Here is a 23,571-nt window from a genome sequence, read left to right as displayed (position 1 = left end):
GCCGTGGGTCGACGAGAGCACACCTCTTCGAGTGTCGCGACCTCGTGTGATTACGGCATCTTGCCATTCGGACTGCGCGATTCTGGGGGCCAGCCATGTCAAAATCGGATAACGGGCGACCCCCGAACCGCACCACTCCGGTACATCACGGCCGGACCTTCTATGGGAATCACCCGTTCCGGCCGGAAGATCTTCGGTAAATCCCGAGATTTCGCTACGGGCACCGCGGACTTCGCAGATGGTTGAGTGGGTGTGGCTGGTTTGTCCAGGTCTTGTCCTGATTTTGGACGAAGGGTCAGGGCCCTGTCATGTGACCTTCGCGTTATGGACTCGTCCCCGATGCCGTCCGTCCGGTAAGAAGGGTCTTTACACCCCTCATCCGGGGCTCAGGGCGCGTGTGCGGCGCGCCCGTCGCGTACGCGCCCGTACGGATACCCGTACAAGCACGACATGGGTCTACGCGGTGCCCGCCCACCCCTCACCAGGAGTGGCCACCCTCAAAACAATGAAGATTTAAGGGGTAAAACGAAGTGGCAGCGGAGATCGTCAATCCTCGCAGCGAGAGCAAGACCGGCGATACGGATCACGAGGGCAGTGCGGAGCCCCTCGACTCCTTCGACCCGGCGTTCGCGCTGCACCGCGGCGGCAAGATGGCCGTGCAGGCCACCGTGCCGGTCCGCGACAAGGACGACCTGTCCCTGGCGTACACGCCCGGCGTCGCGAAGGTGTGCAGCGCGATCGCGGAGCAGCCGGAGCTCGTGCACGACTACACGTGGAAGTCGTCGGTCGTCGCCGTCGTGACGGACGGTACGGCCGTGCTGGGGCTCGGTGACATCGGGCCCGAGGCCTCCCTCCCGGTCATGGAGGGCAAGGCGATTCTGTTCAAGCAGTTCGGCGGTGTGGACGCGGTTCCGATCGCTCTGAACTGCACGGACGTCGACGAGATCGTCGAGACCGTGGTGCGGCTCGCGCCGTCGTTCGGCGGCGTCAACCTGGAGGACATCTCGGCACCCCGGTGCTTCGAGGTCGAGCGGAAGCTGCAGGAGCGGCTGGACATCCCGGTCTTCCACGACGACCAGCACGGTACGGCCGTGGTGACGCTGGCGGCCCTGCGGAACGCCGCGCGGCTGAGCGGGCGGGCCCTCGGGGAGCTGCGGGCCGTCATCTCCGGCGCCGGTGCGGCCGGTGTCGCCATCGCCAAGATGCTGGTCGAGGCCGGTATCGGGGACGTCGCGGTGGCCGACCGCAAGGGTGTCGTGTCGGCGGACCGGGACGACCTCACGGCGGTCAAGCAGGAGCTCGCCGGGTTCACGAACAAGGCCGGGATCACCGGGTCGCTGGAGGCGGCGCTGGAAGGGGCCGATGTGTTCATCGGCGTCTCCGGTGGCACGGTCGCGGAGTCCGCGGTGGCGACGATGGCCGAGGGCGCGTTCGTCTTCGCCATGGCGAACCCGAACCCCGAGGTGCACCCCGAGGTCGCGCACAAGTACGCGGCGGTCGTCGCGACCGGGCGGTCGGACTTCCCGAACCAGATCAACAACGTGCTGGCCTTCCCGGGGATCTTCGCCGGGGCGCTGCAGGTGCGGGCCTCCCGGATCACCGAGGGGATGAAGCTGGCCGCCGCGGAGGCGCTGGCGGCCGTGGTCGGGGACGATCTCGCCGCCGACTACGTCATCCCGTCGCCGTTCGACGAGCGGGTCGCTCCGGCGGTCACGGCCGCGGTGGCGGCGGCTGCCCGGGCCGAGGGTGTGGCCCGGCGCTGACGCCGATGACGGTTCGAGGTGACCCCGTCCGGGATCGGGCGGGGTCATTTTTTTGCCTTCGGGTGGCGCTGTTCGGGTGGTGCGGGCCGTGTCGTCCGTGGCTGCTTCGGTCGGGGCGCGCGTCTGCGCCTGCTCGCCGGGAGTGGGTCGGGGCCGTGCCGGGGGTGTCCGTCCTCGGAACGTCGCGATGGGGTCCGACGCCGACTGACTGTTCGTTGACGCGACAACCGCTGCGGGCGGACGCCCCCCGACGCGGCCCCTTCTCGCCGTGAGCGGGTGTGGGTGCGGCGTGGCTCGTGCCGCAGGCGCACAGCACCGCCGCTCGCCTGGCAAGAGGGCGTGTCTCACAGCGGCGGATGGTTCCTTCGGTCCCTCGCGGAACCTATCGTCAAGGTCATGTTCGCTGTCTACGCCGCCCGAATCGACCGCGACCAGCCGCTGTCCGGCCTGGAGTTGGGGGAGCGTCCGGCTCCCGAGGCCCGTCCCGGCTGGAGCACCGTCACGGTCAAGGCCGCCTCCCTCAACCACCATGACCTCTGGTCCCTGCGGGGCGTGGGCCTCGCGCAGGACAAGCTGCCGATGATCCTCGGCTGTGACGCCGCCGGTGTCGACGAGGACGGCAACGAGGTCGTCCTGCACTCAGTGATCGGACAGAGCGGGCACGGGGTCGGTCCGAAGGAACCCCGTTCCATCCTCACCGAGCGGTACCAGGGCACCTTCGCCGAGCAGGTCTCCGTGCCGACCTGGAACCTCCTGCCCAAGCCCAAGGAGCTCTCCTTCGCGGAGGCCGCCTGTCTGCCGACGGCGTGGCTGACCGCGTACCGGATGCTGTTCACCAACGCGGGGGTACGACCCGGGGACTCCGTGCTGGTGCAGGGCGCCGGTGGTGGTGTCGCCACGGCGGCGATCGTGCTGGGGAAGGCCGCGGGGCTCCGGGTCTTCGCCACCAGCCGGGACGAGGCCAAGCGGAAGCGGGCCCTGGAGCTCGGGGCCGTGGAGGCGCTGGAGTCGGGGGCGCGGTTGCCGCAGCGGGTGGACGCCGTCATCGAGACCGTCGGGGCCGCCACCTGGTCGCATTCGGTGAAATCGCTGAAGCCCGGCGGCACGCTGGTCATCTCCGGCGCCACCAGCGGCGACCGGCCCTCGCACGCCGAGCTGACCCGGATCTTCTTCCTCGAACTCAAGGTCGTCGGGTCCACCATGGGCACCAAGGACGAGCTGGAGGACCTGCTGTCGTTCTGTACCGCGACCGGGGTGCGGCCGGTCATCGACGAGGTCATGCCGATGGACCGGGCGCGTGAGGGCTTCGAGCGGCTGGCTTCGGGAGAGCAGTTCGGGAAGGTCGTGCTGACGAATCCCTGAGTTCCTTCCGAGGTGCGTTGACGGTCGGTCCCGCGCGGGCCGGCCGTCTTCGTTTGTCAATTATGGTTGACGCGGGCGGGATGTCAACGTAGGTTGACTTCATGACCGAAGCAACGGATCTGGCCGAGCGTGCGGGTGACCGTGATCCACGGGTCGGCCTGCGGGCCGTCGCCGCGCTGCGCCGGCTGCTGGAGCAGCTGGAGGCCGTGCAGGTGCGCAATGCGCGCAACCAGGGCTGGTCGTGGCAGGAGATCGCCACCGAACTCGGTGTGAGCAGGCAGGCCGTGCACAAGAAGTACGGGAGGCATTGATGTTCGAGCGGTTCACCAAAGACGCCCGCGATGTGGTGAAGAGCGCTTACGCGTATGTGGACGGGAGCGGTGGGGGCGGGCGGTGCGTGGAGCCCGAGCACCTGCTGCTGGCCCTGCTGGACAGGGAGGGGAGCCGGGGGTCCTTCGCGCTCGGCGCTCTCGGGCTCGGAGAGGGCCGGGAGTCCGTGCGCGAGGCGCTGCGTGAGGCGCGGCGGCGGGCCGGGCTGACGCAGGCCGAGACCGATGCGCTCGCGGGGCTGGGGATCGACGTGGCGGAGATCGTCGCCCGGGTGGAGGAGACGCACGGGGTCGGCGCCCTGTCCGGCGACCGGACGGACAAGCGGTGGTGGTCGGGGCGTACCTCCTTCGGGCGAGGGGCCAAGGACGTGCTCGAGCGGTCCTTGCGGGTCGCTCTCGCCCAGCGGGACCGGCACATCGGGGACGAGCACATCCTGCTGGCCCTGACCGTTCGCCCCGGAGTGCCGGCCGAGGTCCTCGCCGGTCATGGGGTGACCTACGCGTCTTTGACGCGGGTGCTGTACGGGAGCGGCGGCGAGGCCAAGGCCGGCTGACGTGCCGCGCCCCGGCGCCTACTTCTGCTGTGCGCGCAGGAGGGCCCCTATGTGTGCCGCCGCCGTCGACAGATGGCGGCGGGCGTCGCGCAGCTGGCCGGGGGTGACGCCGTGGTCGCGGGCCGCGTCTCGGATGTCGTCCCGGAAGCGGTCGAGGAGACGGTCCAGGTCGCGGGCCGGGTCGCCGGTGGAGTCCGCGGTGTCCTCGTGGGCCCAGGCCGGTTCATAGGAGGCCGGGAAGTCCTCCGAGGGCTGGGCGTGGGGCGGCTCCGCGGCGGGCTTGCCGGTGCCGGGCCAGTCGAAGCCCAGGTCCTTGCCGAAGTCCTTGCCGTAGTCCTTCCCGAACTCGCCCACCTCCTTGACCAGTTCGCTCAGGCCCTCACGCAGACCCGTCGGCCAGTCGCCGCGGGCGAAGTGGTCCTGCATCTGCTCCTGGACGCGGCGGGTGATGCGCTGCACCTGCTCCTGAGCCTGGACCCGGGCCTGCTCCTGGGCCTCCTTCGCCTGGCGGCGGGCACGCTGTGCGTCCTCGCGGGCGCGGCGGCTCTCGTCCTTGGCACGCCGGGCCTGTTCCTTCCACTCCTGCCGGGCGCGGCGCATCTCCTCCTTGGCGATGCGCCAGGCCTCCTTGTCGCCGTGCTGCGAGAAGTCCCCATAGGGGGTGCCCGTCGTGCCGTCGGCCGGGGCGCCGTTGCCCCGGCGGGCCTCCGTCGCCGCCGCGCGCATCTCGCGGCGCAGGTCGCCGGCGGCTCCGCGCACGTCGGCCTGGATCTCCGCGGCCAGCTCCGCGACCGACTCCCGGATCTCCAGCTCCAGGTCGGCCAGCTCGCCGCCGCGGTCGGCCAGCTCGGCGCGGCCCGCGTCCGTGATCGAGTAGACCTTGCGGCCGCCCTCGGTGGTGTGGGTGACCAGGCCCTCGGCCTCCAGCTTGGCCAGCCGCGGGTAGACCGTGCCCGCCGAGGGCGCGTACAGCCCCTGGAAGCGCTCCTCGAGGAGGCGGATCACCTCGTAGCCGTGGCGGGGCGCCTCGTCCAGCAGCTTCAGCAGGTAGAGGCGGAGGCGGCCGTGGGCGAAGACGGGAGGCATGTCAGAGCACCTTCTTGTCGGTTGTGCCGTCGGCCGGGGCGGTGGTGGGGGCATCGCCCGGGCCGGAGACGGAATTGTCTCCCGAGCCCTCCCGGGGGCCGCTCGCCGGGGCTGCCGCCGCGTCGCTGCTGCCGGGCCGGGTGCCCCGTGGCTCGCCGTCGTGATCGTCCTCTCCGGCGGGGCGACGGAGCAGGGCGATCGAACCGGAGACGGTGGTGGCCCGCAGTTTGCCGGTGCCCGCGCCGAGCCGGCCCGTGATCTTGTGGGCTCCCCACTGACCGTGTACACGCAGGCCGTCGAAGGCGTTGGAGAGGGCGCCGCTCGCGGTGTTCGCCTCGACCTCCGCGTCCGCCGGGTACGGCAGCCGGATGGCGATCTCACCCGAGACACTGGTCAGCCGGACGTCCGTCGGGCCGTTCGGGTCCAGGTCGACGATCATCGAGCCGCTGACCGTCTCCGCCCGCACGGAGGGGCCGGAGCCCTCGATCACCGTGAGGTCGCCGGAGACCGAGTTGAACCGCAGGTCGCCGGTCACGCCCTGGGCCTCCAGGCCGCCGGAGACCGTCTCGGCGCGCACCGGGCCGGACAGGCCCACCAGTGTCGTGTCGCCGGTGACGCCCTTCATCACCGTCGGGCCGTGGGTCCCCGAGATCACGGCGGCCGCGCCCACCACGCCCACCTCCACGCGTGTGCCGGCGGGGACGGCCAGGGAGACCACCGCGCTGCGGCGCCAGCCCTTGCGGTCCAGCCACTTCAGGAAGCCCTTCCAGGGCAGGTCCTCGTAGGCCACCGTGAGGACGCCGTCCTGCTGGGTCACCACCAGGGGCGGCCCGTCGATCTCGGAGATCTCCAGGCGGGCGGAACCTTCGTCCGTGCCCACCACGTTCACCGTTCCGTTGACGAGACGTACCCGCAGGTCGCTCACGGGCTCGTCGAAGGTGAGCTTCCTCGGTTCTGTGACGGACCACTCGGACATGGTGGAGACCTCCCCGATTCGACGCGCCATATCGCGTCCTCTCGTAATCACGATATATCGCGGTCGGGGAAAGTCAAGCCACCCATTCCGGGGAGGGGTGGACGGGTATAAGTGCTCAGATACTGACAATTCGCCCTAGCGTGTGACCATGTCGACGGAAGCTGTCCGCTCCGGACCCGCACCCGGGGCGCTGTTGTTGTGCCGGGCGGCGCCCGGGTCCGTGGCCCCCGTTGCCGATCTGCTGCGCGAGCCGATGCGGCTGACGCGCGCCGGCGAGGCGTGGAGCGTGCTCGTCCCCGAGGGCCGGCCCTGGCGGGACGGCGCCGAACCCGTCGACCGCGTGGCCACCGGCTGGGCGACGGCCCTCGCCGTCGGCGCTCCCTGGCCCGTCCTCGCCCTGTGGTGGGACACCGACCACGCGGGCTTCACGCTCGCCTCCGGCTTCCGCCGCCCGGTCGGCTTCGTGTGGCTCGCCGGCGGCGTGCCGGTGGGGGAGGCCGAGGCTCTGCACACCTTCGCCGCCCGCTTGGGTCTCGACCCTCTCCTGGACGTCCAGACCCTCGAGGAGCTGGCCGAACCCGACTCCGCAGCCGACGCCGGCACCCGTCTGCGCGGGCTGCTCGCGGTCCTCGCGCGGGTGGGGGTCGTCCTGCCCGCCGGACTCGCTCCCGGCGAATCAGTCGAACGCCTGTTGGAGGCCGCCGCCCGCACGCCGGACAGCGTGGCCGTCGAAGGGCCGGGCCGACGTGACGCGGCCGCGGCACGCGACACCGTCGACCTCGGTCGCCTCGGCCCCTGGACGCCCTGGACCGGCGGCCCCGGCGCACGTGCACTGGCCCTGGCGCAGGTGGCGGCGGGCGTACCGCTGCTGTCCTGGGGTCTGCGCAGGCGCAGCGGCGGCTGGGGCTGGGTCACGGCCGGCACCCTGCTTCTCGCACACGGCGCGCTGGGTCTGACCTACGCCCTCACGCACCCGCGCGACTGACGCCCCGGAGCTGCCGGATCAGGTCCGGCTCGTTGTCCTCGCCGCTGCTGGATCCGGTCTCTGCTCGCTGTCCTCGCCGCGGCCGGAGCCGGTCGCGCTCGTCGCCGTCATCGCAGTGGGCCGGTCACGCTCGCCGTCCTCGCCGAGGCGCGCACCCGTCCCTGCTCGTCGTCCTCGCCGTGGCCGGAGTCGGTCCCGCTCGTCGCCGTCATCGCAGTGAGCCGGTCCCGCTCGCCGTCCCCGCTGAGGCCCGCACCCGTCCCTGCTCGTCGTCCTCGCCGTGGCCGGAGTCGGTCCCGCTCGTCGCCGTCATCGCAGTGAGCCGGTCCCGCTCGCCGTCCCCGCCGAGGCCCGCACCCGTCCCCGCTCGTCGTCCTCGCCGTGGCCCGAGCGGGTCCCGCTCGCCGTCCTCGCAGCGGCCGAATCCGGTCCCGCTCGTCGTCCCCGCCGCGGCCCGTACCCGTCCCTGCTCGTCGTCCCCGCCGCGGCCGGAGCCGGTCCCGCTCGTCGCCGTCATCGCAGTGGGCCGGTCCCGCTCGCTGTCCTCGCCGAGGCGCGCAGCCGTCCCGGCTCGTCGTCCTCGCGGTGGCCCGAGCGGGTCTCGCTCGCAGTCCTCGCAGCGGCCGAAGCCGGTTCCGCTCGCCGTCCTCGCCGAGGCCCGCACCCGTCCCCGCTCGTCGTCCTCGCCGTGGCCCGAGCGGGTCTCGCTCGCAGTCCTCGCAGCGGCCGAATCCGGTCCCGCTCGTCGTCCCCGCCGCGGCCCGTACCCGTCCCTGCTCGTCGTCCCCGCCGCGGCCGGAGCCGGCCTACTCGTCGTCCTCGTCGTCCAGCCGCGCCAGCCACGTGGCCAGACGCTCCACCGGCACCTCGAAGTCGGGGTTGAGATCGACGAACGTCCGCAGCTGCTCGGCGAGCCACTCGAAGGTGACTTCCTCCTCGCCGCGCCGCTTCTCCAGTTCCTCGATGCCACGGTCCGTGAAGTACATGCCTCAAGGATAGGTGCGCGAAAACGGCCGGGCCGCACCCCCGGAGTGGGGGTGCGGCCCGGCCACGCGGGGGGCGCGAGAGCGGTTACGCCTCGAACACCTCACGCACCAGCTGCTCCTGCTCGGCCTGGTGACGCTTCGCGGAACCCACCGCGGGGGACGAGCCGTGCGGGCGCGAGATGCGCCGCAGCCGCTCGCCGTGCGGGACGTCCGCGCCGACCGCCAGGTCCAGGTGGTCGATCAGGTTGAGCGCGATGAACGGCCAGGCACCCTGGTTCGCCGGCTCCTCCTGGGCCCACAGGTACTTCTCGGCGTTCGGGTACTTCTTGATCTCCGCCTGGAGCTCGGCACCCGGCAGCGGGTACAGGCGCTCGATGCGGATGATCGCCGTGTCCGTGACGCCGCGCTTCTGACGCTCGGCCTCCAGGTCGTAGTAGACCTTGCCGGCGCAGAAGACGACCTTCTTGACCGCGGCCGGGTCCACCGACCCGTCGCCGATGACCGGCTGGAACTGGCCCGTCGTGAACTCCTCCGCCTTCGCCGCCGCCGCCTTCAGACGCAGCATCGACTTCGGCGTGAAGACCACCAGCGGCTTGTGGTGCGGGTTGTGCACCTGCCACCGCAGGAGGTGGAAGTAGTTCGACGGCGACGTCGGCATGGCGACCGTCATGTTGTTCTGCGCGCACATCTGCAGGAAGCGCTCCGGGCGGGCCGAGGAGTGGTCCGGGCCCTGACCCTCGTAGCCGTGCGGCAGCAGCAGGACGACGCCGGACGTCTGGGCCCACTTCTGCTCGGCCGACGAGATGAACTCGTCCACGACCGTCTGGGCGCCGTTGACGAAGTCGCCGAACTGCGCCTCCCACATCACGAGCGCCTCGGGGCGGGCCAGCGAGTAGCCGTACTCGAAGCCCATCGCCGCGTACTCGGAGAGGAGGGAGTTGTAGACGTTCAGCCGCGCCTGGTCCTCGGAGAGGTACTGCAGCGGCGTGTACTCGTCGCCCGTGCTGCGGTCGATGATCACCGCGTGGCGCTGGCCGAACGTACCGCGCTGCGAGTCCTGGCCCGCCAGACGGACCGGGACACCCTCCAGCAGGAGGGAACCGATGGCGAGGGTCTCGCCCATGCCCCAGTCGATCGTGCCGTCCTCGACCATCGACGCCCGGCGCTGCAGCTGCGGCAGCAGACGCGGGTGGACGGTGATGTGGTCGGGGATGTTGACCTGGGACTCGGCGATCCGCTTGACGACCTCCGTGGTCACCGCGGTGTTCACGGCGACCGGGAACTCGGCCTGCGGGTCCGAGGACTCGACCGTGCCCGGCTGGGACGTGGCCTCACGGACCTCGGTGAAGACCTTCTCCAGCTGGCCCTGGTAGTCCTGCAGCGCCTGCTCGGCCTCTTCCAGGGTGATGTCGCCGCGACCGATGAGGGACTCGGTGTACAGCTTGCGCACCGAGCGCTTCTTGTCGATCAGGTCGTACATCAGCGGCTGGGTGAAGGCCGGGTTGTCCGACTCGTTGTGACCGCGGCGGCGGTAGCAGATGAGGTCGATCACCACGTCCTTGTTGAAGGCCTGGCGGAACTCGAAGGCGAGCCGCGCGACGCGGACCACGGCCTCCGGGTCGTCGCCGTTCACGTGGAAGATCGGGGCCTCGATCATGCGGGCCACGTCCGTCGCGTACATGGAGGAACGCGAGGACTCGGGGGCCGCGGTGAAGCCGACCTGGTTGTTGATGACGATGTGGACCGTGCCGCCGGTGCGGTAGCCGCGCAGCTGCGACATGTTCAGGGTCTCGGCCACCACGCCCTGGCCCGCGAAGGCCGCGTCGCCGTGGATCGCCACCGGCAGGACCGTGAAGTCCGTGCCGCCCTTGTTGATGATGTCCTGCTTGGCGCGCGAGACGCCCTCCAGGACCGGGTCCACCGCCTCCAGGTGCGAGGGGTTCGCGACCAGGGAGACCGCGATCTGCTCGCCGTCGAGACCGGTGAAGGTGCCCTCGGCGCCCAGGTGGTACTTCACGTCACCGGAGCCGTGCATCGACTTCGGGTCGAGGTTGCCCTCGAACTCACGGAAGATCTGCGCGTACGACTTGCCGACGATGTTGGCGAGGACGTTCAGCCGGCCGCGGTGGGCCATGCCGATGACGACCTCGTCCAGCCGGGACTCGGCGGCCGAGTCCAGCACGGCGTCCAGCAGCGGGATGACGGACTCGCCGCCCTCCAGGGAGAAGCGCTTCTGGCCGACGTACTTGGTCTGCAGGAACGTCTCGAACGCCTCGGCGGCGTTCAGGCGGCGCAGGATGCGCAGCTGCTCCTCGCGCTCCGGCTTGGAGTGCGGGCGCTCCACGCGGTCCTGGATCCACTTGCGCTGCTTCGGGTCCTGGATGTGCATGAACTCGATGCCGGTGGTGCGGCAGTACGAGTCGCGCAGGACGCCGAGGATGTCGCGCAGCTTCATCATCGACTTGCCGGAGAAGCCGCCGACGGCGAACTCGCGCTCCAGGTCCCACAGCGTGAGGCCGTGCTCGGTGATGTCCAGGTCGGGGTGCTTGCGCTGCTGGTACTCCAGCGGGTCGGTGTCGGCCATGACGTGGCCGCGGACCCGGTAGGAGTGGATCAGCTCGAAGACGCGGGCGGCCTTGGTGACGTCGTCGTCGTGGCTGGCGTCGATGTCCTTGAGCCAGCGGACCGGCTCGTAGGGGATGCGCAGCGCCTCGAAGACGTCGTCGTAGAAGCCGTTCTCACCAAGCAGCAGGTTGGCGACGATCCGCAGGAACTCGCCGGAGGCGGCGCCCTGGATGACCCGGTGGTCGTAGGTCGACGTGAGCGTCATGACCTTCGAGATGCCGAGCTTGTTCAGGGTGTCCTGGGAGGTGCCCTGGAACTCCGCCGGGTAGTCCATGGAGCCGACGCCCATGATCACCGACTGGCCGGGCATCAGACGCGGCACGGAGTGGACGGTGCCGAGGCCGCCGGGGTTGGTCAGGGAGACCGTGACGCCGGTGAAGTCGTCCATGCCCAGCTTGCCGTCACGGGCGCGGCGGACGATGTCCTCGTAGGCCTGCCAGAACTCGAAGAAGTTCAGCGTCTCGGCCTTCTTGATGCCCGCGACCACGAGCTGGCGGTCGCCGTTGGGCTTGACCAGGTCGATGGCGAGGCCGAAGTTGACGTGCTCCGGCTTGACCAGGGTCGGCTTGCCGTCCTTCTCCGCGAAGGAGTAGTTCATCGACGGCATGGCCTTGATGGCCTGCACCATCGCGTAGCCGATCAGGTGCGTGAAGGAGATCTTCCCGCCCCGGGCGCGCTTCAGGTGGTTGTTGATGACGATGCGGTTGTCGAACAGCAGCTTCACCGGGACCGCGCGCACGGACGTGGCCGTGGGCACCTCCAGGGAGGCGTTCATGTTCTTGGCGACCGCGGCGGCGGGGCCGCGCAGCACGACCTGCTCGGGGCCCGAGGGGGCCTCGGCGGCGGGCTCGGCCTTCTTCGCCGCGGCAGCCGGCTTGGCGGCGGGCTTCGCGGCCGGGGCGGCCTGCGCCGGAGCGGGGGCCTTGGCCGGGGCGGGGGCCTGCGCGGGGGCCGGGGCCTGCGCGGCGGGCTTCGCCTGGGCCGGAGCCGGGGCGGGGGCCGGTGCTGCGGCGGGCTTCTCGGCCGCCGGGGCGGAGGCCTGGGCGGGAGCGGCCGGAGCGGCCGCATGAGCGGTGGTGGTCCCCGCGGCCCCCGCGGCCGCGGTACCCGCCGGAGCCGGGGCGGCAGCCGCCCCTGGCTTGTAGTCGGCGAAGAAGTCCCACCAGGCTCGGTCTACCGAGTTCGGGTCCTGGAGGTACTGCTGATAGATCTCGTCGACGAGCCACTCATTGGCACCGAACGACGCGGCGGGGTTCTTCCCCGCTTGGTCGGTGTCGGTCGAGATGCTCGAGTTACTGGGGGACTGTGGCGACACGGCGGCAACCGCCCTCTTCCGCTTCACAAGATGATGGACAGCGGGAATCAAGGCTACGCCCCTCGGAGGGGGAAGGTCAGGCCGGGCCCGTTCAACGTCGTGCACATCACATCTGGAACCGTGTTTCGGGGCTTGAAATGGCGGGAAACAAGCGTGGTTCCGCTTCATGAGGCAAGAGCGGGGGAGGGCCCAGGGCGCCGATGGCGCGGGCCCGTGCCTGATCACACGTGTCCGTCAGCGCGGACGCCCGTGGATCTTGATGTTCCGCTTCGAACTTTACGTCAACTTGGCACAGATGACAGTCCCGGAAGAGTGACAAGAATCCGGCAACCCCGCTCGGATTCGGCCACTCCGATCCGGCCCCCGTGCAGGTCCACGGCCCAGCGGGCGATAGCAAGGCCGAGGCCCGTGCCGCCGTCACTGCCCGGCCCCTGCGGCCGCTTGGCGCTGCCGCGGTTGAACCGCTCGAAGACACGGTGCCACTCGGACTTCGGAATGCCGGGGCCCTCGTCCAGGACCTCCAGCTCCAGCGACTCCGGCAGGGCACCGCGCCGCGCCTTGACCGTCACCCGGCCGTGCGGCGGGCTGTGCTTGACCGCGTTGTCGATGAGATTGGCGACGACCTGGTGGATGCGCTCCGGATCGGCGTGCGCGGTCAACTCCGGTGGATGGACGTCGAGATGCAGATGGACGTCCGTACGGGTGTGACTGCCCGAGCCGGTGGCGATGCCCGCGCGTACGGAGGCGACCATGTTGGCCTCCTTCAGCACGCCGGACAGGTACGGCCAGACCTCGAACCGCCGCTGTTTCAGCGGTACGACGCCGTTGTCCAGGCGGGACAGGTCCAGCAGCGTCTCCACCAGCCGCCCGAGGCGCTCGGTCTGCTTCAGGGCCGTGCGCATGGTCTCCGGGTCGGCCTGCGTGACACCGTCGACGATGTTCTCCAGTACCGCCCGCAGACCCGCGATGGGCGTGCGCAGCTCGTGCGAGACATTCGCCACGAGTTCCTTGCGCTGGCTGTCCTGGGCCTCCAGCTCGTCGGCCATGGCGTTGATCGTCACGGCCAGGTCGCCCAGCTCGTCACGGCGGTTCTCCCGCGTGCGGCGGGTGTAGTCGCCCTGCGAGATGGAACGCGCGACCGCGGTCATCTCGTCCAGCGGTGCGGTGAGTGAATGGGCCACGAACTGCGTAATGAGAAGCGTGGCGATCATCGAGAAGACCGTGATGAAGCGCAGCTCCGTCTTCGTGTGCACCGCGATCACCGACAGGCCCGTGGTGATCAGCACCGAGATGACGACCAGCGCGCCCAGCTTGGTCTTGATCGAGAACGGGCTCACCCCGCCCCAGGGGTTCTTCCCGGGGTTTCTCCGTGCGGCCGGCCCGCCGCTCATGGCGTCGGGGTCTCCAGGGCGTAACCCACGCCGTGCACCGTGCGGATCCGCTCGGCGCCGATCTTCCGGCGCAGGGCCTTGATGTGGCTGTCGACCGTACGGGTGCCGGAGGCGTCCGCCCAGTCCCAGACCTCGGCGAGCAGCTGCTCACGGGAGAGCACCGCGCGCGGGGTGTTGGCCAGGCACACCAGCAGGTCGAACTCGGTGGGCGTGAGGTGGACGTCCTCGCTGCGCACCCGGACCCGGCGCTGTGCGTGGTCGATCTCCAGTTCGCCGAGACGCAGGATGCCGGAGCGGGGGGTGGCCGCCGCGATGGCGGCCCGTTCCACCCGGCGCAGCAGGACGTGCACGCGCGCCGCCAGCTCCCGCATCGAGAACGGCTTGGTCATGTAGTCGTCGGCGCCGACCCCGAGGCCGACCAGCATGTCGGTCTCGTCGTCGCGCGCGGTGAGCATCATCACCGGCACCGGGCGGGCGGCCTGCACGCGCCGGCAGACCTCCAGGCCGTCGAAGCCGGGCAGCATGATGTCGAGGATCAGCAGGTCGGGCTGCCACGCCTCGGCCGTGTCGACCGCGGCCGGGCCGTCGCCCGCCGTTTGCACGAGGAATCCCTCGGCCCGCAGGCGGGTCGCGATGGCGTCCACGATCGTCGCGTCGTCCTCGACCACCAGGACCCGGCGCTGCGCGCCCGGAGTAGCCGTCGCCGAACCGTTGTGGGAGGTCTGTGTCTGCTCCATCGCCCGCCCCTGGGGTGTGCTTTCCGGAATCAGTGGGGTGATTCCTTCTGACTGGCTATGCCTGCGCATGGTTGCGATTGACGCTTGAATGATCGGCGTCAGGGGAGCAGCGTACGGGGAGTCAGTACGCCTTTGCTATCCAGGGCTGATGGCGAGGTGTACGACGTCCGGAACGCCCCGGGCAACCGGGATCTCTTCGGTACGCACCTGTTGGAACCCGGCATTCCGCAAGGTTCCCTCGAATTCCGGAGACGGCTGGGCGGACCAGACGGCCAGAACCCCGCCCGGTCTCAACACCCTTGCGCAGCTTGCCAGTCCGGCTTCCCGGTAGAGATTCCCGTTGCCCTCGGTGACGGTCCAGCCGGGTCCGTTGTCGATGTCGAGACACAGGGCGTCGTACGTGTCGGATGTCTCATTGACGTGTGCGACGAGATCGGCCTCGACGATGCGGGTGCGGGGGTCCGCCAAAGCCTGGGCGGAGAGCGGGGAGAGCGGGCCGTCGCGGTGCCACTCGACGATCGCGTGCTCGCGTTCCACCACCGTGATCCGTCCCCAGCGCGGGTCCGCCGCGGCGTGCGCGAGGGAGAAACCGACGCCGAGTCCGCCGATCAGGACGTCGGGGCGGTCCCGGCCGGCCAGGGCGTCCAGTGCCGCGTCGACCAGCCGCCGCTCCGAGCGGCCGTCGGAGGTGTCCATCAGGAAACAGCCGTTGGCGATGATCTCCAGCCGGTCACCGTGCCGCCGCAGTGCCACCTCACCGTGGGGGCCCTCGCGACGGTCCAGAACATCGGGAATGTCGTACGAGGAAGACATGGGGGCATCCTGACAGGGGCGGAGGGTGTGGCGCCTCGTCATTCCCGGGCCTCGCGGGGGACGCAGAACGTGGCTCAAGGGTTGCTGTGAATCGGCCCTCGCGTGGCGAGGGTCACAGACAGCGGAGCGTCCGGAGCGAAGGCTGGGACGTGACGGAAGGAGTGTCCGTGGTCGAACGCACCGCGCCGCCCCGCGGGACGGCCGCGCCGACGCCCACGGGTGCGCCGGACGCCGATGTGCGAGGGCTGCTCGCCGGGGTGCCGCGGCAGCGCGGCCCGGGTGAGCGGGCCACCGGGGGAGTACCGCGGCCCGGTCCGGCGGCGGGGCCCCGGCGGCGACCGCGTCCCTGGCGGCTGCTGCCCACCCCCACCGGGACTCCCTTCACCTTCGGATACGCGCTCCTGCTCTGCCTCACCTCCCTGGTCTCCGCGTACGCGCATCCGGCCCTCGTGCACGCCCTGCTCCAGGGCTCCAGCACGGACGTGACGCACCTGGTGCGCACTCCGGAGCTGGTGCTGGTGGGCAGCGCGCTGTGGGTCGCGGGCGGTCCGACCTCGCCGTTCGCGCTCGCCTTCGTGCTGGTGCTGACCGCGCTGGAGCGGCGGATCGGGGGCGTGCGCACGGCCGGTGTCTTCCTGCTCGGGCATGTCCTCGCCACCCTCGCGACCGAGGTCCCGGTGGGTCTCGCGGTCCTGGCCGGGCACCTTCCCGACACGTCCCTGCACCGCCTCGACTACGGCGTCAGCTTCGGCGTCGCCGCCGGCATCGGCGCCCTGTCCGGCCTGCTGCCGCTGTGGCAGCGTCTGCCGCTGCTGGCCGGGTTCGGCTGGATGCTGCTGCAGGACCTGCTCGCCTACACCGATCCGATGACGAACTGGGGGCACCTCATCGCCCTCGGCATCGGGATCGCGACCTGGCCGGTGGCCAGGCGGTGGTACGCGGCACGCCTCGGCGTGGCCGGGCCCTGACCGCGGCCCCTCAGGCCCGGACCGAGGTCGGCGGGTCGTGCCGGGCGCTGGTCAGCGTGGCCACCACGCCCCAGCCCAGCGCCTCGTAGAGCCCGCGCCCCGCGGGGGTTCCGGCCAGGACGCCGGTCCGCGCCCCCTGCCGGGCGGCGGAGTTCTGCAGCGTCCTCATGACGAGGCTGCCCAGGCCCCTGCGGCGGTGTTCGGGGGCGGTCTCGATCTGGTCGGCGACGGCGGTCTCGCCCCTCGGGGCGATCTGGCCCCGCGCCGCCAGCGACCCGTCCGGCGCGGCCACCATCAGACGGGTGACCCCGCCGCGTGACCACTCGCGCAGCCGGTAGCCGGCCGGGGCGGCCGGGGCTTCCTCCGCCGCCAGGGGGACGGTCATCAGGTAGCCCGGCTCGGGGTCGATCCACCAGCTGTCGTCCAGCCAGCCGGAGACCACCGACGGGTCCCGGAACGCCTTCAGCCACACGCCGTGCCCGGTCACCGCGCCGGCCACCTTGCGGACGGTCGTCTCGTCGAGGTCCTCGCCCGTGGCGCCGAACACGTGCCGCGTGACGTGCCCGTACAGGCCCATGTCGATCGTCCAGCCCCACGGCTCGGCCGTGGGCGGCGCGGCTCCGCGCGACACGACCCACCCGTTCACCCATGCCTGCACGGTTCCGTCCACGCGTCCCCCCGTAATGGCTGCAATGGCCGTTCGTCCATTACCGAAGAGGAGCCTACGCGCCCTTCCGCTCCTCGTGACACCGATGATCGCTGACAGCGAACAGCGGAGGGGGAACATCCGGGGCTGCCCGAGCATTGAGTCGGCATAACTCAACTTGACTGCCGAAGGGGAGATCATGGCTGCTGAGTCCACGGCGTTCACACCGCTCACCCTGCCCGTGCTGCCGCTCGACGACGAGGTCGTGCTGCCCGGGATGGTGGTCCCGCTGGATCTGAGCGACTCCGAGGTCCGTGCCGCGGTGGAGGCCGCCCAGGCCGCTGCCCGTTCAACGCCCGGGAAGCCCCGGGTACTCCTGGTGCCGCGCATCGACGGGACATACGCGAACACCGGTGTGCTCGGCACCGTCGAGCAGGTCGGCCGGCTGGCCGACGGCGATCCGGGCGCGCTGATCCGCGGCCGGGGGCGGGTGCGGATCGGTGCGGGGACCACGGGTCCCGGTGCGGCCCTCTGGGTCGAGGGCACCAGCGTCGACGAGACTGTTCCGGAGCCGCTGCCCGGCCAGGTCGCCGAACTGGTCAAGGAGTACAAGGCCCTTGCCACCGCCTGGCTGCGCAAGCGCGGTGCCTGGCAGGTCGTCGACCGGGTCCAGGCCATCGACGACGTCTCGGCGCTCGCCGACAACTCCGGCTACTCGCCGTTCCTCACCACCGACCAGAAGGTCGAACTGCTGGAGACCGCCGACCCGGTGGCCCGGCTGAAGCTCGCCACCCAGCAGTTGCGCGACCACCTCGCCGAACAGGACGTGGCCGAGTCGATCGCCAAGGACGTCCAGGAGGGCGTCGACAAGCAGCAGCGCGAGTTCCTGCTGCGCCGTCAGCTGGACGCCGTGCGCAAGGAGCTGCGCGAGCTCAACGGCGAGCAGGAGGGCGAGGAGTCCGACGACTACCGCGCCCGCGTGGAGGCCGCCGACCTGCCCGGGAAGGTCCGCGAGGCCGCCCTCAAGGAGGTCGACAAGCTGGAGCGGTCCTCCGACCAGTCGCCCGAGGGCTCCTGGATCCGCACCTGGCTCGACACGGTCCTGGAGATGCCGTGGAACGAGCGCACCGAGGACGCCTACGACATCCAGGGCGCCCAGGCCGTCCTCGACGCCGAACACTCCGGGCTGGAGGACGTGAAGGAGCGGATCACCGAATACCTGGCGGTGCGCAAGCGGCGTACCGCCCGGGGACTGGGCGTGGTCGGCGGGCGGCGCGGCGGTGCCGTGCTCGCGCTCGTCGGACCGCCCGGCGTCGGCAAGACCAGCCTGGGCGAGTCCGTCGCCCACGCCATGGGCCGCAAGTTCGTCCGCGTCGCCCTCGGCGGCGTGCGCGACGAGGCAGAGATCCGCGGCCACCGGCGCACCTACGTCGGTGCCCTGCCGGGCCGGATCGTCCGGGCCGTCAAGGAGGCCGGCTCGATGAACCCGGTCGTGCTGCTCGACGAGATCGACAAGGTGGGCTCGGACTTCCGGGGCGACCCGGCCGCCGCCCTCCTCGAAGTGCTCGACCCGGCGCAGAACCACACCTTCCGGGACCACTACCTGGAGGTCGAGCTGGACCTGTCCGACGTCGTCTTCCTCGCGACCGCCAACGTCCTGGAGGCGATCCCGGAGGCCCTGGCCGACCGGATGGAGATCGTCCGGCTGGACGGCTACACCGAGGACGAGAAGGTCGTCATCGCCCGTGACCACCTGCTCCCGCGCCAGCTGGAGCGGGCCGGGCTCGGCGAGGACGAGGTGACCATCGACGAGGGCGCGCTGCGCAAGCTCGCCGGGGAGTACACCCGCGAGGCGGGCGTGCGCACCCTGGAGCGGTCGGTCGCGCGGCTGCTGCGCAAGGTCGCCGCCCAGCACGAACTGGGGGAGCGGAAGCTGCCCTTCACCGTCCGGGACGAGGACCTGCGCGAGCTGATCGGCCGGCCGCACCACGTGCCCGAGTCCGCCCAGGACCCGGCCGAGCGGCGCACGTCCGTCCCCGGCGTGGCGACCGGGCTGGCGGTGACCGGAGCGGGCGGTGACGTCCTGTACGTGGAGGCGTCCCTGGCCGACCCGGAGACGGGCGCGGCCGGACTGACCCTGACCGGTCAGCTGGGCGACGTGATGAAGGAGTCCGCGCAGATCGCGCTGAGCTTCCTGCGCTCCCACGGCGCCGAGCTGGAACTTCCGGTGGCGGATCTGAAGGACCGGGGCGTGCACATCCACTTCCCGGCGGGCGCGGTCCCCAAGGACGGCCCGAGCGCCGGCATCACCATGACGACGGCCCTCGCGTCCCTGCTGTCCGGCCGGCTCGTCCGCACGGACGTGGCGATGACCGGCGAGGTCTCGCTGACCGGGCGGGTGCTGCCGATCGGCGGTGTGAAGCAGAAGCTGCTCGCCGCGCACCGGGCCGGTGTCACCACGGTGATCATCCCCAAGCGCAACGAGCCCGACCTGGACGACGTCCCGGCGGAGGTGCTGGACAAGCTCGACGTCCACGCCGTCACCGACGTACGCCAGGTCCTGGAACTGGCGCTCGCGCCCGCGACCAACGGGGCGGCGCCGGAGGTTCCGGTGGCCGCGTGACGGAGGTCATCGGATGAGGGAAGGCCCGGGTTCTCGTGAGGGAGGCCCGGGCCTTCACCGTGTGGTGGCCCTGTGGACACGGACGTCCTGACCTGCGGAATACTGGCCGAACTGCGCCGATGAGGGCGGGTGGCGGAAAATTCAGGTACCGGCGTTCTCACGACCGGCGACGACCGAGGCAGGGGCTGACGTGCACGAGGGCGGCAACGACGACGGACACCGCGACGCCGGTGTGGCCGGAACCGGTGTGGACCAGCCCGCCTTCCTGGCGCTGGAGCGCGAGCTGACCGTGCTGCTGCGGCGCGCCCGGGCCAGCCAGGGCGAGATGGCCCGCGAGGTCCACCCCGACCTGGAGTCGTCCGCGTACGGCCTGCTCGTGCGGCTGGACGAGTACGGCAAGCAGCGGGCGACCGAGCTGGCCGCCTACATCGGGGTCGGCAAGGCGACGATGTCCCGCCAACTGCGCGCCCTGGAGGAACTCGGGCTGGTCGCGCGCGAACCCGACCCGGCCGACGGACGCGCCTGGCTCGTCGCCCTCACCCCGGAGGGCCACGACCGCGTCCGCCGGGTCCGGGAAGCCCGCCGCGCCCGCTACGCCGGCCGCCTGGCCGACTGGGACTCCCGCGAGGTCACGGAACTGGCCCGGCTGCTGCACCAGCTCAACCGCGGCATGGAGAAGTAGGCCGGGCGAGCGCCGGGGACTCAGAACTCGACGAAGACCGCCGTCGCGTCGTCGTGCTTCTTGCTCCGGCCCAGGAACGTCGTGGCGGCGTCGGACCGCTCCAGTGCCCGGACGCGGTCCACCAGGGCCTGGGGGCCCTCCTTGCGGATCAGGCGGAAGCAGTCCGTCCAGTCGCCCTCCTCGAACCGCTCGACCCAGCGCGTCGCCCCGTCCGTCAGCGCGGCCAGGGCGCGGACCTCGCGACGGTGCACGGTTCCGGTCACCGCCCGGGCCGCCACCGACGGGTCGGCGGCCGCCGTGAAGAAGCCGCCCTCCATGTTGCGGAGCGTGGAGTCCACCAGCGCGTCCGTGGCCAGCGCCGAGCGGGGGAGCAGGGCCAGCCGGTCGTCGAGGAGGGGTGTCACCGCGCCGTCCGGCGATTCCACGAGCAGGGCCGAGTCGGACAGGATCAGGTACTCGACCGTGTCCGGATTCCATCGGGCCACGACCACCGTCGCCTGCGGAGTTCGAGGGTGAGAAAGGTCACAGGTTGCGGCGTGCGCCTCGGAGGTACGCGCGATGGCGCGGGACAAGGCGTCGACCAGGGGGACATCCGAGAGTGAAACGGTCAGTTCGAGCAGCGCTCCACCGAGGCGTGCGGTGAACCAGGGAACGGAATGCAGACAGCCCGTCCCGGTCCTCGGCGGCGTGACCCCGTCCAGGACGACGACCGAACCGCCCTGCCCCGAGGCCGGTAGTCCGACACCGGCGAAGTCCTCGTTGGGGCGGTCGGCGTCTCCCGGCTCCGAGGCGAGTTCAGTACGCATCCAGCCAGTCTGCACGAGCCCTTCACAACGACCGCAAGAGACCGGCAATGGTCGCCGGACCGGCGCAGTAGCGCAGGTCAGGCGCCGGGTTTGGCAGGGAATGATTTGTTCCGGGAAGGCGCGGTGGCGAATACTGCCACCGGCCGTCGCCGTCGTCCAACCGGCCTGCCGCGCAAGGTCGCTGCACTGGCCTGCGGAACTTGCCCCTCAACTCCCCTCCGGGGTTCACTCCTTCGGGTGGCGGGTCAGGTGATGCGCGTGCGCTGCCCACCGGCGCTGGGAGGGTCGGGAAGTGTACCGGGAGTGCGCACCAGTTGACGGAGCGTCACCCGGGCCCAAGGGTTCACGAGTCAGGAATGCGAGCACCGGTGCAGAAGACGCGGCCTCGTCGCACAGGCAAGCAGAAGGCCCCCGTTCAGGGCGCTGAGCCGACGCCCCCCACCGGCACGGGCCGCCCCACGCACGTGCGCAACCGGCTGATCGTGGCCGTCGCCGTGGTCGCCGCAGCCATAGCCGGGGCCGGCACCCCGTCCGTCCTGGCCGCCTCCGGGCAACTCCACGACTCACAGAACCTGGTGACGCAGGCGGAGCAGACGCAGGACGCGCTCGCCCTCGCGCACTCCCTCGCCGACGAACGCGACGACGTCACCTCGTACATCGCCGCCGGGCGCCCCAAGTCCAAGGCGCCCTCCGAGCAGCACAGCGCCCGGGTGGACCGGCAGGTCGAGGAGCTGCGCTCCGACACCGACACGCCCGCCTCGCTCCGCTCGGACCTCGACGGCATAGCGGCCGTGCGCAGGGCGGCGCTCACCGGCAAGAGCAGCGCCCTCGAGGCGCACCAGGCGTACTCCCGCGCCATCACCGAACTCCACGACCTCGCCGAGCAGCTGGCGCAGCGGACCCCGCCGCGCGCGGGTGCCGGCGGTTACGCGCTGGCCGAGCTGGACTCCGCCGTCCAGCAGGCCGCCGCGGCCCGCGGACTGCTGCTCGCCGCGCTGAGCGTGCCGCGCAGCACCGAAACGGTCATCGACCCCGTCACCGGCCTGCCGACCCAGACCTCCGCCTCCTCGGACGCCGACGCCCGGCAGCGCGACGCCCTCAGCGCCGCAGCCCAGCAGGCCCGGCTGCGCTCCGACGCGGCCCTGGCCGACTTCCGCGACACCGCGCCCAAGCCGGCCCGAGCCTCCTTCGACTCCACGGTCACCGGCACCGAGGTCAACTCCGCCGACAAGTACCTGGCCACCCTGACCGACCAGCCGACGCTCTCCCGCACCGACCTCGCCACCAGCACCAAGAGGCTGGACGCGGCCCTGTCCGCCCGCGTCGACCTGATGCGCGGCGTGGAGTCGGCCCTCTACGAACGCCGCACCAAGGACCTCGAGGCGCTGCGCGACGACGACGTCACGGCGCTGGAGATCCGCATCGCCGTGCTCGGCGCCCTCATGCTGCTCGCCGTCGGCGTCGCCACGGGCATGGCCCGCAGCCTCACCCGCCCCCTCGCCGTCCTGCGCCTGGGCTCCAAGCGCCTCGCCGAGGCCGACGACCCGGCGGCCGAGGAGCCGGTGAAGTTCACCGGCCGCAACGACGAGTTCGCCCAGGCCGTCCGCTCCGTCAACGCCCTGCACGCGCACGCGGCCGCCCTCACCGAGCGGATCACCACCCTGGAGTCCGACCGCAAGCACCTCGTCGGGCAGCGCCAGAAGATGGCCGACGCGCGCGAGGAACTGCGCGGCGAGCTCGCCGAGTCCGCCGCCCAGCTGGAGCGGCTGCGCACGGCCATCGGCGGGACGTTCGTCAACCTCGCCCTGCGCACCCTCGGCCTGGTCGAGCGGCAACTGGCCGTCATCGAGAACCTGGAAGAGCGCGAGCAGGACCCGGACCGGCTCGCCACGCTCTTCAAGCTCGACCACTTCGCCACGGTCATGCGCCGGCACAGCGAGAACCTCCTCGTCCTGGCCGGCACCGAGCACGTCCAGCACGCCGCCGGGCCGGTGCCGCTGGTGGACGTCGTCCGGGCCGCGGTCAGCGAGATCGAGCGCTACGAGCGGGTCCGGATCGCCGCGCTGCCGCCGCACGCGCACATCGCCGGGTTCGCCGCGGACGACCTGTCCCATCTGCTGGCCGAACTCATGGAGAACGCCACCTCGTTCTCCCCGCCCGACCTGCCCGTCGAGATCTCCGGCTGGCTGCTGGAGAACGGCGAGGTCATGCTCTCCGTCCAGGACGAGGGCATCGGCATGACCGAGGAGCGGCTGGAGCGCCTCAACTCCCGCCTCGCCGACTTCGACCCCGAGGCGCCCTACGACCAGGAGGGCGAGGACGGTCTCGGCCTCGGCCTGTACGTCGTGGCCCGGCTCGCCCACCGGCACGGCGTGCGCGTCCAGCTCCGCGAGCAGAAGCAGGGCGGTGTCGCGGCGGTCGTCGTCCTGCCGCGCACGCTCCTCGCCGCCGCGCCGCCCGTGGCCGTCCCGACCTCCGGCCCCCTCACGGGTACGGCCCACTCCTACTCCTTCCCGGGCGCCGACGCCGAGGCCAACTCCAACGTCCTGCACGGCCGCGCCTCCGGCGACGACCCGTTGGTGGCCCTGGCGGAGAAGGCGGTACGCCAGGACGAAGCCGCGGACACCACGACGGCCGCCGGCCACCCGGAACCGGCCGGGGAGTCAGAACCGGCGGAGAGGTCCGAGCCGTCCGGGGCGCCCACAGCGCTGGAGCTGCCGGAGCCGTCCGGGACGGCGACCCCGGCGACACCGGCCGCGCCGGCCAGGTCCGATGAGCCGGGGACCCACGCCGACCCGGGGGCACACGCCGGTCCGGCGGCACACCTCGACCCGGTGGCGTCGGACGCCCCGGCAGGGTCCGGTGATCCGGCCGGCCACGTGTCCCCGGCAGGGTCCGGTGATCCGGCCGGCCACGTGTCCCCG

Annotated in this window: 19 protein-coding genes; 9 read left to right on the top strand and 10 right to left on the bottom strand. The window is 71.6% G+C overall.

The window, feature by feature from the left end:
* Positions 1-530 precede the first annotated feature (530 nt).
* From AB0F04_RS11080 to AB0F04_RS11065, 4 genes are all read left to right on the top strand, one after another.
* On the top strand, positions 531-1,763 hold the full coding sequence (locus AB0F04_RS11080) for an NADP-dependent malic enzyme (RefSeq protein WP_362040031.1): 1,233 nt from the start codon (positions 531-533) through the stop codon (positions 1,761-1,763).
* Between the two features lie 396 nt (positions 1,764-2,159).
* The gene (locus AB0F04_RS11075; protein WP_362040029.1) at positions 2,160-3,125 is read left to right on the top strand and encodes a zinc-binding dehydrogenase; all 966 of its coding nucleotides are present in this window, start codon (positions 2,160-2,162) and stop codon (positions 3,123-3,125) included.
* Between the two features lie 101 nt (positions 3,126-3,226).
* On the top strand, positions 3,227-3,436 hold the full coding sequence (locus tag AB0F04_RS11070) for an HTH domain-containing protein (RefSeq protein WP_003992902.1): 210 nt from the start codon (positions 3,227-3,229) through the stop codon (positions 3,434-3,436).
* On the top strand, positions 3,436-4,008 hold the full coding sequence (locus AB0F04_RS11065; RefSeq protein WP_362040028.1) for a Clp protease N-terminal domain-containing protein: 573 nt from the start codon (positions 3,436-3,438) through the stop codon (positions 4,006-4,008). Before AB0F04_RS11070 ends, AB0F04_RS11065 begins: the two co-directional genes overlap by 1 nt.
* Before the next feature lie 18 nt (positions 4,009-4,026).
* Here AB0F04_RS11065 and AB0F04_RS11060 read toward each other — a convergent pair whose 3' ends face one another.
* Positions 4,027-5,094, bottom strand: coding sequence for a helix-turn-helix transcriptional regulator (locus tag AB0F04_RS11060; protein ID WP_362040026.1), 1,068 nt, complete (start codon positions 5,092-5,094; stop codon positions 4,027-4,029).
* A gap of 1 nt (position 5,095) precedes the next feature.
* Positions 5,096-6,070 carry a hypothetical protein gene (locus tag AB0F04_RS11055; RefSeq protein ID WP_362040801.1) on the bottom strand — a complete coding sequence of 325 codons (975 nt, stop codon included), beginning with the start codon at positions 6,068-6,070 and terminating at the stop codon, positions 5,096-5,098.
* A 148-nt stretch (positions 6,071-6,218) separates the two neighbouring features.
* Here AB0F04_RS11055 and AB0F04_RS11050 point away from each other — a divergent pair, with 148 nt between their 5' ends.
* Positions 6,219-7,055, top strand: coding sequence for a hypothetical protein (locus AB0F04_RS11050; protein WP_362040024.1), 837 nt, complete (start codon positions 6,219-6,221; stop codon positions 7,053-7,055).
* Positions 7,056-7,263: 208 nt separating this feature from the next.
* On the opposite strand, the gene AB0F04_RS11045 is transcribed toward AB0F04_RS11050, so the two are convergent.
* The 6 genes from AB0F04_RS11045 to AB0F04_RS11020 all read right to left on the bottom strand — a co-directional run bounded on the left by AB0F04_RS11045 (position 7,264) and on the right by AB0F04_RS11020 (position 14,922).
* Positions 7,264-7,572 (bottom strand): hypothetical protein, encoded by a 309-nt coding sequence (locus tag AB0F04_RS11045; RefSeq protein ID WP_362040023.1) that lies wholly within the window; start codon positions 7,570-7,572, stop codon positions 7,264-7,266.
* Positions 7,573-7,861: 289 nt separating this feature from the next.
* Positions 7,862-8,041, bottom strand: coding sequence for a DUF6104 family protein (locus AB0F04_RS11040; protein ID WP_003992906.1), 180 nt, complete (start codon positions 8,039-8,041; stop codon positions 7,862-7,864).
* An 85-nt stretch (positions 8,042-8,126) separates the two neighbouring features.
* Entirely contained in the window at positions 8,127-11,981 is a 3,855-nt protein-coding gene (locus AB0F04_RS11035; protein ID WP_362040021.1) for a multifunctional oxoglutarate decarboxylase/oxoglutarate dehydrogenase thiamine pyrophosphate-binding subunit/dihydrolipoyllysine-residue succinyltransferase subunit, read from the bottom strand.
* A 281-nt stretch (positions 11,982-12,262) separates the two neighbouring features.
* Positions 12,263-13,372, bottom strand: a complete 1,110-nt coding sequence (locus AB0F04_RS11030; RefSeq protein ID WP_053670647.1) for a HAMP domain-containing sensor histidine kinase — start codon at positions 13,370-13,372, stop codon at positions 12,263-12,265.
* The gene (locus AB0F04_RS11025; protein ID WP_030851757.1) at positions 13,369-14,109 is read right to left on the bottom strand and encodes a response regulator transcription factor; all 741 of its coding nucleotides are present in this window, start codon (positions 14,107-14,109) and stop codon (positions 13,369-13,371) included. The genes AB0F04_RS11030 and AB0F04_RS11025 overlap by 4 nt, the downstream gene beginning before the upstream one ends.
* A gap of 135 nt (positions 14,110-14,244) precedes the next feature.
* The gene (locus tag AB0F04_RS11020; protein WP_362040019.1) at positions 14,245-14,922 is read right to left on the bottom strand and encodes a spermidine synthase; all 678 of its coding nucleotides are present in this window, start codon (positions 14,920-14,922) and stop codon (positions 14,245-14,247) included.
* Between the two features lie 167 nt (positions 14,923-15,089).
* Between AB0F04_RS11020 and AB0F04_RS11015 the strand changes: the two genes are divergently transcribed.
* Positions 15,090-15,890: a rhomboid-like protein gene (locus AB0F04_RS11015; protein WP_362040017.1), complete on the top strand. Its 801-nt coding sequence runs from the start codon at positions 15,090-15,092 to the stop codon at positions 15,888-15,890.
* A gap of 10 nt (positions 15,891-15,900) precedes the next feature.
* Here AB0F04_RS11015 and AB0F04_RS11010 read toward each other — a convergent pair whose 3' ends face one another.
* Positions 15,901-16,560 carry a GNAT family N-acetyltransferase gene (locus AB0F04_RS11010; protein ID WP_362040015.1) on the bottom strand — a complete coding sequence of 220 codons (660 nt, stop codon included), beginning with the start codon at positions 16,558-16,560 and terminating at the stop codon, positions 15,901-15,903.
* A 175-nt stretch (positions 16,561-16,735) separates the two neighbouring features.
* Between AB0F04_RS11010 and lon the strand changes: the two genes are divergently transcribed.
* Positions 16,736-19,159 (top strand): endopeptidase La, encoded by a 2,424-nt coding sequence (lon, locus tag AB0F04_RS11005; RefSeq protein WP_362040013.1) that lies wholly within the window; start codon positions 16,736-16,738, stop codon positions 19,157-19,159.
* A gap of 190 nt (positions 19,160-19,349) precedes the next feature.
* Positions 19,350-19,841 (top strand): MarR family transcriptional regulator, encoded by a 492-nt coding sequence (locus AB0F04_RS11000; protein ID WP_362040011.1) that lies wholly within the window; start codon positions 19,350-19,352, stop codon positions 19,839-19,841.
* Between the two features lie 20 nt (positions 19,842-19,861).
* On the opposite strand, the gene AB0F04_RS10995 is transcribed toward AB0F04_RS11000, so the two are convergent.
* Positions 19,862-20,647, bottom strand: a complete 786-nt coding sequence (locus AB0F04_RS10995) for a protein phosphatase 2C domain-containing protein (RefSeq protein ID WP_362040010.1) — start codon at positions 20,645-20,647, stop codon at positions 19,862-19,864.
* Between the two features lie 368 nt (positions 20,648-21,015).
* On the opposite strand from AB0F04_RS10995, the gene AB0F04_RS10990 reads away from it, so the two are divergent.
* A partial coding sequence (locus AB0F04_RS10990; protein ID WP_362040008.1) for a nitrate- and nitrite sensing domain-containing protein occupies positions 21,016-23,571 on the top strand: 2,556 nt, incomplete at its 3' end.

It is taken from the genome of Streptomyces sp. NPDC029041 (assembly GCF_040637515.1).
GTDB lineage: Bacteria > Actinomycetota > Actinomycetes > Streptomycetales > Streptomycetaceae > Streptomyces.
This window is presented reverse-complemented; position numbering and strand designations above follow the sequence as displayed.